Genomic DNA, 1264 nt, shown 5'->3' on the forward strand with positions numbered 1-1264 from the left:
TGGCATAGGCGTCCGCTTAAAAAGGCTAAAAATGGTGTCCACTTAAATTTAGGTGGACACCATCGCCTCAAGCGACGGTGTCAGGAAGGTGTGTTGCCCGGACGGTTACCTTTGCTGAGCACAGCTAGCGAGTCAATGGCCATCTGCTCAAGGCGAGTGATAACGGCCGGCCCTACGCCCTTTAGGGCCAACAAGGCATTATGTTCCGTCAGTGGAAATGGCATCCGTAAACTCCTGTTATCGGCCAATGAGCCGGAGTTTGCCCGACGGGAGAGGGCATCTCAATAGATGGACTCCATCGCCCTCAGCGTAAGCATCAGGAAGGTGGGTTTGGCAGATGCTTACCAAATAGGCAACCGTTTGAAGAGTTAATGGCCTGATACTTGCCGCGCGCTCAATTGGTATCGCGATGTTGGTGCAGCCACTCATCGACGACTTCTCCGAGAGTTTTAGGCACGTCATTACGTATCCAGGCCATAAAAGCCCTGTCAAATTTAAAGTCCACGCCGCAGTGTTCCATCATGAATCTGCGAACATTCTGTGTATTTCGATAACTCTTGCAAACTGTCGTATTTCTAGTGAGCTGATCACTGTGCCAGTTAAAACTCATTGGGCAGACTCCATACCTAGTGGTCTGATTTATAGATTTATAGCAGGCTTAGATCCCACAATTAGGATGCTTGGGCTCTTGCAAGCGGTATCCACACATCCACGTAACCCTTACCTCGGGATGGTTCGAAATCAGAGCTGTACTGCTCGAATTCAGCAGCGTCGGCAAGCTCATATTCAGATTCAGGCAACCAGTGATTGAAAATGGTGAAGAATGTCTGATGGATTGTCGAGATATGGCCCAGGTGTCGAAACACGACATAGTTTTGCTGAGGCACTTTGAAGAACCTAAAAGCGGGAGGAAGACTGTCGACGCTGGACACCTCTGTGCCAGCAATGTACTCAAAACTACCATCCTCTTCAGGATTACAGCATAGTCCATAGTTCCAGCAGTTTACCTGACTTGGTATTCGCCCTATGTAAGGGGCGAACGCTTGCCACAAACTGACGATCCCTTCGTTCCTATCGAAGGTAAAACGATCCCCCAGACCAGCAATGAAAAACTCGGATCTAGTTTCAAAGCGGGGTTCAGATAGGGTTATGAGCTTCCTTTCTTTCATGCGTAAAGGCTCCACCAGTGTAGTGGTCTAATGAAACCGGACACCCATTTAGGCGAGAATGCTCGCCAGATAGAGGTGTCTGATGACCAAACAAC

2 protein-coding genes and 1 pseudogene are annotated in these 1264 nt (G+C 49.0%); all 3 read right to left on the reverse strand.

The window, feature by feature from the left end; all coding sequences use genetic code 11:
- Window positions 1-104: 104 nt before the first annotated feature.
- A pseudogene (locus JQF37_RS31635) lies at window positions 105-224 on the reverse strand (helix-hairpin-helix domain-containing protein); the annotation flags it as partial.
- A 170-nt stretch (window positions 225-394) separates the two neighbouring features.
- On the reverse strand, window positions 395-610 hold the full coding sequence (locus JQF37_RS31640) for a DUF6434 domain-containing protein (protein ID WP_130208223.1): 216 nt from the start codon (window positions 608-610) through the stop codon (window positions 395-397).
- Between the two features lie 61 nt (window positions 611-671).
- On the reverse strand, window positions 672-1169 hold the full coding sequence (locus JQF37_RS31205; RefSeq protein WP_204149930.1) for a GyrI-like domain-containing protein: 498 nt from the start codon (window positions 1167-1169) through the stop codon (window positions 672-674).
- Window positions 1170-1264: the final 95 nt, after the last annotated feature.

The organism is Pseudomonas sp. MIL9, from assembly GCF_016887925.1.
Lineage (GTDB): Bacteria > Pseudomonadota > Gammaproteobacteria > Pseudomonadales > Pseudomonadaceae > Aquipseudomonas > Aquipseudomonas mohnii.

What these genes read in the sequence shown, in the direction of transcription:
- JQF37_RS31640 (WP_130208223.1), bottom strand. Translation starts at nt 610, where the DNA reads ATGAGTTTTAACTGGCACAGTGATCAGCTCACTAGAAATACGACAGTT.
- JQF37_RS31205 (WP_204149930.1), bottom strand. Translation starts at nt 1,169, where the DNA reads ATGAAAGAAAGGAAGCTCATAACCCTATCTGAACCCCGCTTTGAAACT.